Annotated in this window: 11 protein-coding genes; all 11 read left to right on the top strand. The window is 35.6% G+C overall.

Annotation, left to right across the window (positions count from 1 at the left end; all coding sequences use genetic code 11):
- Positions 1–474, top strand: a 474-nt coding sequence (locus ACJAZK_RS13985; RefSeq protein ID WP_415224558.1) for an SDR family NAD(P)-dependent oxidoreductase, incomplete at its 5' end; no start/stop codon positions are given.
- A gap of 35 nt (positions 475–509) precedes the next feature.
- The gene (locus ACJAZK_RS13980) at positions 510–1,250 is read left to right on the top strand and encodes a 3-oxoacyl-ACP reductase FabG (RefSeq protein WP_339343029.1); all 741 of its coding nucleotides are present in this window, start codon (positions 510–512) and stop codon (positions 1,248–1,250) included.
- Between the two features lie 34 nt (positions 1,251–1,284).
- Positions 1,285–1,785, top strand: coding sequence for a MaoC family dehydratase (locus tag ACJAZK_RS13975; RefSeq protein ID WP_415224557.1), 501 nt, complete (start codon positions 1,285–1,287; stop codon positions 1,783–1,785).
- 4 nt (positions 1,786–1,789) lie between these two features.
- Entirely contained in the window at positions 1,790–2,614 is an 825-nt protein-coding gene (locus tag ACJAZK_RS13970; RefSeq protein WP_339343027.1) for an enoyl-CoA hydratase/isomerase family protein, read from the top strand.
- Between the two features lie 71 nt (positions 2,615–2,685).
- Entirely contained in the window at positions 2,686–3,879 is a 1,194-nt protein-coding gene (locus tag ACJAZK_RS13965; protein ID WP_415224556.1) for an acyl-CoA dehydrogenase family protein, read from the top strand.
- A gap of 6 nt (positions 3,880–3,885) precedes the next feature.
- A complete protein-coding gene (locus tag ACJAZK_RS13960) occupies positions 3,886–5,019 on the top strand; it encodes an acyl-CoA dehydrogenase (RefSeq protein ID WP_339343017.1) in 1,134 nt (377 codons plus the stop codon).
- 3 nt (positions 5,020–5,022) lie between these two features.
- A complete protein-coding gene (locus ACJAZK_RS13955; RefSeq protein ID WP_415224555.1) occupies positions 5,023–6,150 on the top strand; it encodes a zinc-dependent alcohol dehydrogenase family protein in 1,128 nt (375 codons plus the stop codon).
- 20 nt (positions 6,151–6,170) lie between these two features.
- Complete coding sequence (locus tag ACJAZK_RS13950; protein WP_339343019.1) at positions 6,171–7,610, top strand: NAD-dependent succinate-semialdehyde dehydrogenase; 1,440 nt, start codon at positions 6,171–6,173, stop codon at positions 7,608–7,610.
- Between the two features lie 16 nt (positions 7,611–7,626).
- On the top strand, positions 7,627–8,067 hold the full coding sequence (locus ACJAZK_RS13945; RefSeq protein WP_415224554.1) for an acyl-CoA thioesterase: 441 nt from the start codon (positions 7,627–7,629) through the stop codon (positions 8,065–8,067).
- Positions 8,068–8,132: 65 nt separating this feature from the next.
- Positions 8,133–9,809, top strand: coding sequence for a DUF3556 domain-containing protein (locus ACJAZK_RS13940; RefSeq protein WP_415224553.1), 1,677 nt, complete (start codon positions 8,133–8,135; stop codon positions 9,807–9,809).
- 32 nt (positions 9,810–9,841) lie between these two features.
- The coding region (locus tag ACJAZK_RS13935; RefSeq protein WP_415224552.1) for a hypothetical protein at positions 9,842–10,044 on the top strand (203 nt) is incomplete at its 3' end.

The raw sequence follows: 10,044 nt of genomic DNA, 5'->3' as shown, positions 1-10,044 counted from the left end.
GCGGGTGGTATTGGACAAATACATGAAATCCCCTTTGAGTCTTGGGAACGCATGATCTCAATTTGTTTATCAGGGGTTTTTTATTGTATGCAAGAGGAATTAAAATGTATGCTACCTAAAGGCTTTGGACGAATTGTAAATGTTTCTTCCTTAGCAGGATTAAATGGATTAGCAACGGCTGGAGATTATGTTGCAGCTAAGCATGGGGTGATTGGATTAACAAAAACTGCAGCACTAGAATATGGCGCTTTTAATGTTCGAGTAAATGCTGTTTGTCCTGGATTTATACAAACAGCTATTATGGACGATGTATCGCAAGAAGTGCAAGACTACATAACACAAGTACGAGTGCCAATGAAACGCATAGGGACAGCTAAAGAAGTAGCAGAAGCTATTGTATGGCTACTAAGTGATTCTTCCTCTTATGTAAACGGAGAAAATCTGCTATTAGATGGCGGTTTTAAGGCAGGATAAGGATTAAAAGAAATAATATAATTAAAGAAACAAAAATGAAAAGATTAGAAGGACAAATAGTAATTATCACAGGAGGAGCTAGAGGTATTGGAGAAGGAATTTGTGAGGTGTTTTGTAAAGAAGGAGCTACGGTAGCATTATGGGATGTAATGGACGGACAACCAACAGCAGATAAAATTACAGCAAATGGAGGGCGCATCTTTTTCCAAAAAGTAGATGTAACTAATCAGGAATCTGTTGATGAAGCCGTTGCTGAAATTATTGGAAAGTATGGAAAAATAGATGTGCTTATAAATAATGCCGGAGTTATCAGAGATAAATCATTTTTAAAAATGACACGTCAAGAATGGGATACTGTCATGGCCGTTAATGTAGATTCATTATTCGTAACTGCGAAAGCTGTTGTTCCTCATATGAAAGAAGCTAAGTACGGTCGTATCATTTCTGCATCTTCAATCAATGCTTTTATAGGGGCATTCGGACAAACCAATTATTCTGCAAGTAAAGCAGCAATTGTTGGGTTTACGCACTCTTTATGCAGAGAGGTCGGGAAATATAATATTACTGTAAATGCAGTAGCACCGGGGTTTATACAATCTGAAATGACCGATTCAATGCCAGATGAAGTCGTTAAGGCCGGTATTGAAATGATTCCCGTAAAACGCATTGGGACGCCTGAAGACATGGGGTATGCTTATCTGTTTTTAGCTTCTAAAGAAGCAGGTTTTGTTAGTGGCCATACTTTGCATGCAAATGGTGGGTCTTTACCCGTTTAATTAAAAAATAGCCTAAAAAAGAATTATTAAAGTTATGGCAGAAGAGAAATTAACGGATAAAGCATATGCAACTGAAATTCCGCATTTAGAAGATGTAAAAAACTATGTTGGTAAAGAGTTAGGATTGTCCGAATGGCATACTATAACCCAAGAACAAATTAATGATTTTGGAAAAACGACAGATGATAATCAATGGATTCATGTAAATCCAGAATTAGCTGCAAAACATTCGCCCTATAAAAAACCAATTGCTCATGGATTTTTAATCCTCTCTTTGGCGTCAAAATTTTGTTTTGAAACCTTCAAGATACTAGATATTTCAATGGGACTAAATTATGGTTTAGATAAAGTGCGTTTTACTAATGCAGCTCCAGTTGATTCATTAATTAGAGCTAGGGTATCTTTATTAACCGCTGAAGACATACCTGGAGGGTTGCGCTATAAGATGATGCTCGTATTTGAACTAAAAAATCAAGAAAAACCAGCTTGCGTAGCAGAGTTTATCGCTCAAGCCTACGCAGATTCAAATAAATAGAATAATGACAATAAAAAAGCGTGATCATGAAAAACATTTTATAAAGGGTATTTCAAATACAGTATTATTCGAAGTAGAAGATGATATTGCTATTGTAACGTTAAATCGTCCTAATAAATACAATGCGATAAATCAAGATGTAGTAGATGGTTTAAATGAAGCCATTACTAAAGTTAAAAAAAACGAAGACATTCGTGCTATGGTATTAACAGGTGCTGGACGTGGGTTTAGCTCAGGAGCAGATCTAGATACCTTTGGTGTTTTGACGCCAGAAGAAGGAAGCAGACACATTATAGATACCTATCAACCCTTAATGCGCAACTTATGTAATTTAAAAAAACCAATAATAGCTGCTGTTAATGGAACTGCGGCAGGTGTTGGAGCTGTAATAGCTCTCGCTTGTGATTTTAGGGTAATGTCCGAACAAAGCGCTTTATTATATGCGTTTATCAATATAGGTTTAGGACCAGATGGTGGAGCAAGTTGGCTGTTGGCAAGGCAAGTGGGTTATAGTAAAGCATTAGAAATTGCAGTAGAAGGTCAAAAAATTAAAGGTGAAGAGTGCCACAGATTGGGGTTAACAAATAAGTTAGTTTTAGAAGATGAGCTTTTAAACAAAGCTAAAAACTGGGCTCATCGTCTTGCAAAACGACCAACAATCGCCATAGGAATTACTAAAGAAAGTATGTTTCACGCAATGAACCATGACTTATATGAAAACATTACTTATGAGGCTAAGAAGCAAGTTGCTGCTTTTAAAAGTCACGATTTAGTAGAAGGGATCTCAGCATTTAAAGAAAAGCGTTTACCTAAATTCATTGGTAAATAGAATATTAAGGATTCATTAGAATCGGTCCAAGAATAAACATTTAGATAATTTATTTTAATATACAATAAGCAATGGAAACAATGATTGACCATTTAACAGAATTTAGAAAAGAGACTAGTGTTTGGTTGGAAGAAAACTGTCCTGTAAGCATGAGAGGGCAAACTAAAGATATTGCCGAACTTTATTGGGGTGGTCGAAACTCAGACTTTACATCCGAAGATCAAAAAATATGGTTCAAAAGAATGCATAACAAAGGATGGATTGTTCCTTATTGGGATAAAAAATATGGTGGTGGAGGCTTATCACCCCTAGAAAATAAAATTTTAGCTGAAGAAATGACAAGACTAAGGTGCAAGCAACCTTTATTTAGCTTTGGAATTTCCATGTTAGGTCCTGCCCTATTAAAATTTGCCACAGAAGAGCAAAAGGGTCATTATTTAAAAGATATTGTAGATGCCAAAATACGCTGGTGTCAGGGGTATAGTGAGCCTAACGCAGGAAGTGATTTAGCAGGCCTACAGATGAAAGCAGTAGATAAAGGAGACCATTATCTCATTAACGGCTCTAAAATTTGGACCTCTTATGGTGACAATGCTGATTGGATTTTCTGTTTGGTTAGAACAAATACAGAAGTAAAAAAACAAGAAGGCATCAGTTTTTTACTGATTGACATGAATTCTGAAGGTGTAGAAGCAAGACCTATTCAATTAATTAGTGGTAAGTCAGCATTTACAGAAACCTTTTTTGACGACGTGAAAGTACCAAAGGAAAACCTGGTAGGTGAACTTAATAAAGGATGGACCATCGCAAAATATTTGTTAACACATGAACGTCAGATGATCGGTGGTATCGGTGAAGCAGATCAAAAGTTTAGCACAAGAGACGTTGTTGTAGATGCCGTTGGACTTCATAACGGTGTGCTTAATGACTCTATTCTAAGAACAGAATTGGTAACTCATGAAATGAATTTAGCGATTTATGATATGACAATTGAGCGCGCTATTGATGAGGCTAAAGCAGGTAATAACTCTGGCGCAGCATCTTCTTTGTTTAAATATTTTGGGACAGAATTAAATGTAGAAGCAATGGAAATTATTATGACAGCAGGCGGAATGGATGAATTGGCTATAGAGGGCGAAGCTACGAGTAATGGATTTATAGCGAAGCGTTTTTTAAGAAGTAAAGGAAACACTATTGAAGGTGGAACTTCTGAAATACAATTAAATATCATTTCTAAAAATATATTAGGATTACCTTCTAAATAAAAAATTATGGCATTAGTATTAAACGAAGAACAAGCTATGTTAAAAGAATCTGTAAAGGATTTTTTAAACATGAAATCGCCAATATCGGCATTAAGAGAACTAAGAGACACTAATAACCCAGATGGCTTTGACCGCTCTGTTTGGGCCGAAATGGCAGAACTAGGTCTTACAGGACTTAACATCTCTGAAGAATTTGGTGGTCTAGATTTTGGGTATATTGGCCTTGGACAAGCCCTTGAAGAAGCAGGAAGAACGTTAGCAGCATCTCCATTGGTATCTACAGTTTTATTAAGTACAACCGCCATAAATTTATGTGGTAGTGATCCCCAAAAAGCCATGTTATTACCAGAACTGGCAGAGGGAAACTTAATAATGTCATTTGCTCATGAAGAAAAAACACACCACAACCCAACACATGTTGCTACTACAGCAACACTTGACGGGGATTTTTATACAATTAACGGGTCGAAAACTTTTGTTTTGGATGGCCATGTGGCTGATAAATTTGTGGTTGTTGCAAGAGTTTCTGGGGCCGTAAATGATAAAGAAGGAATTCAACTGTTTTTAGTGGATTCCAATAGAGAAGGCATAAAGGTAAATAGAACCATGATGATGGATAATAGAAATGCAGCAAAAGTTAATTTTAGCAATACTTCTATTCCTAAAGAAAACAAAATGAATCTTTCTTGTTTTGAAGATTTAGAAAAAATCTATGCCATTGGCGCTATAGGATTAGCAGCAGAAATGTTAGGAAGTGCTCAAGAATGCTTTGAAAAAACAATAGCTTATTTAAAAGAGAGACAACAATTTGGAGTTGCTATTGGTTCATTTCAGGCATTACAGCACAGAGCGGCTAAAATGTTTATTGATATAGAGCTTTCTAAATCTGTAGTCATAAAAGCATTAAAAGCTATTGATACTAACGAAAATAATCTTACGGAAATAGCTAGTCTGGCAAAAGCAAAACTAGGTCAAACCCTTAAGCTAGTATCTAATGAAGGCATACAAATGCATGGTGGTGTTGGTATGACAGATGACGTTGAGATTGGATTTTTTATTAAAAGAGCACGTGTTGCTCAACAAACTTTAGGGGATTATAATTACCATTTAGATCGTTACGCAAAATTAAGAGGTTATTAAATTATGAAAACCAGCGCGGCAGTTTTACATAAAATGTATTTGGAGCGACCCTATACAACCTCAAGACCTCTCAGAATTGAAGAGGTAGAGTTAGATACACCTGGTTTTAATGAAGTTGTTGTAAAAATAAAAGCAGCCGGCTTATGTCATTCAGATTTGTCCGTAATTAATGGTAATCGCCCAAGACCTCTACCAATGGTATTAGGTCACGAAGCTGCTGGTGTAGTCATAGAATTAGGCGATGGTGTTAAAAAATTAAAGGTTGGCGATCATGTTGTCTTTGCTTTTTTACCATCCTGTGGTGATTGTTCCTATTGTCAAACAGGTCGTGCAGCATTATGTGAACCTGGAGCAGAAGCCAATGGAAAAGGCACACTATTAGGAGGTCATAAACGCATTCATAAAAATAACGAATATATCTATCATCATTTAGGTGTTTCTGGTTTTGCAGCACATGCTGTTGCATCTGTAGATTCTTTAGTAAAAATAGATAAGGAGATTCCTTTTGATATTGCTGCTTTATTTGGGTGTGCGGTTTTAACAGGTGTTGGTGCTGTCGTAAATACAGCGCAATTAAAATTTGGAGATAGTATCTTGATTGTTGGACTTGGAGGTGTAGGATTATCAGCTGTGTTAGGTGCAAAAGCCGCTGGAGCAAGCAAAATAATTGCAGCAGATTTAAATCCTGAAAAAAGAAAAGCAGCATTGGCTTTAGGCGCACACCATACTATAGATTCTTCAAAAGAAGGCGCATTAGAAGTATTGATGAAGCTAACTAATGGTGGTGTGGATATATCTGTTGAATTTGCTGGTGCTATTTCTGCTTTAGACTTCGCCTTTCAGAGTACAAAAAGAGGTGGAACTACAGTTACTGCTGCCTTACCACATCCAGATGCACGATTGCAATTATCACCAGTTATGTTAGTAGGGCAAGAAAAAACTTTAAAAGGTTCTTATTTAGGAAGCTGTGTTCCTTCAAGGGATATTCCGGCCTATATAGAATTATATAAATCGGGTCGTTTGGAGGTTGATAAATTAATTTCTCATACGCTTCATTTAGAAGATATTAATGAAGGTTTTGAAAGATTAGCTTCTGGTGATGCTTTGCGACAAATCATTCTTTTTGACTAATACGATAACAACTTTTAATAATGAATAAAAGCTTATTATTTGACCGTTCTTATGTTAATGGCCAATGGACCAAAGAAGGAACGGCCTCTTTCGAAGTTATGAATCCCGCGAACGGAGAAACTCTAGCAACTGTGGCCGATGGAGATGTTATTATGACCAAAAAAGCGATTGAAGCAGCGGACAGAGCCTTTAAACCCTGGAGTAAAACAACCGCTAAATATCGCGCTTCTATTCTAGAAAAATGGAACGACCTTATTATAGCACACAGTGACGAATTGGCCGATATTATGACTTTAGAGTGCGGTAAACCTCTAGCGGAGAGCAAAGGAGAAGTTGCTTATGGTGCCTCTTTTATAAAGTGGTTTGCAGAAGAAGGTAAACGCATTTATGGAGATGTTATTCCGCCACATACAGAAAACAGAAGAATCGTAGTTATTAAACAACCTATTGGTGTAGTTGCAGCTATGACACCATGGAATTTTCCATTGGCCATGATTACCAGAAAAGTTGGGCCTGCTTTAGCTGCTGGTTGTACAGTAATTATAAGACCAACGTGCGAAGCCCCACTTACAGCATTAGCATTAGTGCATTTAGCAGAACAAGCCGGATTTCCGCCTGGTGTAATTAATATTGTGGTTGGAAGCGACTCTGCAGCGATGGGAAAAGTGTTTTGTGAAAGCGAATTGGTAAAAAAAATATCATTTACAGGCTCTACTAAAATTGGACAAATTTTAATGGCACAAAGTTCAAATAGTTTAAAAAAACTCAGTTTAGAATTGGGAGGTAATGCACCATTTATTGTTTTTGAAGATGCTGATATTGATCAAGCTGTTGCCGGAGCAATGGTTTCAAAATTCAGAAATGCGGGACAAACCTGTGTATGCGTTAATCGCTTTTTAATTCATGAAAAGGTGTATGATGAATTTACTGCTAAACTATGCAAAGCAGTTTCTGAATTAAAAATTGGCAATGGATTAGATGAAGGCGTAAATATTGGGCCTCTGATCAACAAAAATGCGGTTAAAAAAATAACCCAATTTGTAGAAGATGCCAAAGCAAAAGGAGGAACTATTTTAATCGGAGGAAACGCATTAGGTAACTGCTATTTTGAACCAACTGTTATTGGAAATGCATCAAAAGAGATGCTGTTTTCTTCCGAAGAAATTTTTGGACCAATTGCACCTATATATAAATTTTCATCAGATGAACAAGCCATACAAATGGCAAACGATACTATCTATGGGTTAGCATCTTATTTCTATTCTCAAAATGTAGCGCGTTGCTGGAAAGTAGCTGAAGCTTTGGAATATGGAATGGTGGGTATTAATGAAGGTTTAATCTCTACAGAAGTTGCGCCTTTTGGTGGTGTGAAATCTTCAGGGCAAGGAAGAGAAGGTTCTAAATACGGTATTGAAGATTATTTAGAAATAAAATATATGTGTTTTGGAAACATTATTTAATTTAAATTGAAGTAATATGACAGATGGCAAACCAATTCATCGAGACGATTATAAATACTTTCACCCAATAACGACGCGTTGGATGGATAACGACGTTTATGGACATGTAAATAACGTCATCTATTATTCTTATTTTGATACCACTGCCAATCAATATTTGATCGAGCATGGTGGTTTAAATATTCAGAACGCACCAATTGTTGGTTTTGTTGTACATTCTAATTGTAATTACCGATCCCCAATCGCTTATCCAGATAAAATTGAAGCTGGTTTATATGTTAAAAAGTTAGGAAATAGTGCTGTTACTTATGGTGTTGGAATTTTTAAAAAAGGTGAGAATACTGCTTGTGCCTATGGCGAATTTATTCATGTTTTTGTAAATAGAGTAGAAAATAAATCTGTTTCAATACCAGAAAATATCAGGTTGGTTTTAGAAAAATTAGTAAATGAAAATTAATTTGTACTAAAAGAAAAGAGACCTGTTTAAAAAAACAATAACTAGAATTATTTAAATAAAAATTTATGACACCTTTAGAAAAATTTCTTAATCCTCTGCCATTACCTTATGATTTTCAGGAATGGAAAAAATTATCCTATAAGGAACGTGCCAAAAAAGTTTGCCAGACTTGGGCTGTTCAAGGCTATGGTTCGCCACTTTCAGTTGCAATTTTCTATTTAATAAAGATAGTGTTCTATGTTTTAATGTTCTTTTGGTTTTGTTCATTTTCAAATGATTTAGGAAGTATTTCTGAATTTTATCTTTGGTGGACAAATCCAGAAGCCTTGGGTAAATTCATTTTTTGGACCGTTCTGATTGAGGTGTTTGGGTTGGGTGGTGCCAGTGGTCCTTTAACAGGCCGATACGCACCTATCATAGGAGGGATTACTTATTTTTTAAGACCAAAAACGATAAAAATCCCATGCTTTACAAAAATCCCATTAATTAAAAATGACAGTCGAAATTGGTTAGATATTACCTTATATCTAGCGCTATTAGTTTCTTTAATACGCGTCTGCATAGCCCCATCAATTGAACCTAACATAGTTTTACCTGTTATTTTACTACTTATTATTTGTGGTATTTTAGATAGAACTATTTATTTGGCCGCTAGAGCAGACATTTATTTACCAATGGCCATATGCTTTATGTTTCCTCTTGAAACTGGCCATGGTTTAAAAATTATTTGGTTTGGAATTTGGTTTTGGGCGGCTTTTTCTAAACTCACACCTAATTTCACATATGCTGTAAGTGTAATGTTGAGCAATAGTATCCTCTTTACTCCTTCTATCTTTGACAACTTCAAAAAGAGTTTATTTAAATCCTATCCTGAAGACCTTCGCCCTAGCCGAAAAGCAAGTTATATGGCTCATTTAGGGACAATCATTGAGTTTGTAATGCCCATACTTTTATTAGTGTTTATAGGCAATTCTGAAATGACATTTTATGCATTAATAGCGCTTACACTTTTCCATATTTTTATTTTTGCCAACTTCCCAATGGGCGTGCCACTTGAATGGAATGTCATTATGGTCTTTGGAGCATGGATGCTATTTTATGGTAATTTAGAGTTTAATCCCATGGAAATAACCTCCCCAATATTAATTATAATATTATTAATTTCATTATTTGTTTTACCCCTTCTAGGGAATTTATTTCCAAAATATATTTCCTTTTTATTATCTATGAGGTATTATGCTGGAACATGGGCCTATAGTGTTTGGTTATTTAAAGGTGATTCTAAGGACGTTCTTGAAAATAAAATTCCTAAAACCTCTAAGGACGTTTTAGTTCAAATGGGAAAACTTTATGAAAATGATTTTGCTGAGGGAATCGTTTCTATGATTCTTGGATTCCGATTAATGCATTTGCCTGGAAGGTTGCTCAATCAATTAATTCCTAAAGCCGTTGATAGTATAGCCGATTATCGCTGGATAGACGGAGAAATGTTAGCTGGAGAGGTAGTGGGTTGGAATTTTGGAGATGGGCATTTACACCATGAAGTTCTATTAAACTCCATTCAAAAACGATGTAATTATGATTCAGGTCAATTGCGCGTTATCATGGTTGAATCACCACAGTTTCATACACAAAATATGGAATACCGTATTTATGATGCCAAAGATGGTTTATTAGAAAAAGGAATAGGCAATACAAAAAAACTAAAAGAGCAGCAGCCCTGGGAAAGCTCAATTATTTAAGTGATTTAATAGTCTAATTATAATTTTAAAAAATGAAAGATACATTGACGATATATTTTGATGAAGGTTGTGGTATTTGTAAAAGGGTTAGAAGTTTTCTTTCTTTTTTTGATTTTCAAAATAAATGCAATTTTTCCTTCGCAAAGGATATGAATTTAGATGAGGCATCAGAGGCTATGCAAAACCGTTATTATGATATGTATTCTTATGATGGTATTAAAATATATTCTGGTTA

It is taken from the genome of Psychroserpens sp. (genome assembly GCF_047633235.1).
Classification (GTDB): Bacteria; Bacteroidota; Bacteroidia; order Flavobacteriales; family Flavobacteriaceae; genus Psychroserpens.
The sequence above is the reverse complement of the archived record's forward strand: the minus strand, read 5'-3'. Positions and strand labels throughout refer to the sequence as shown.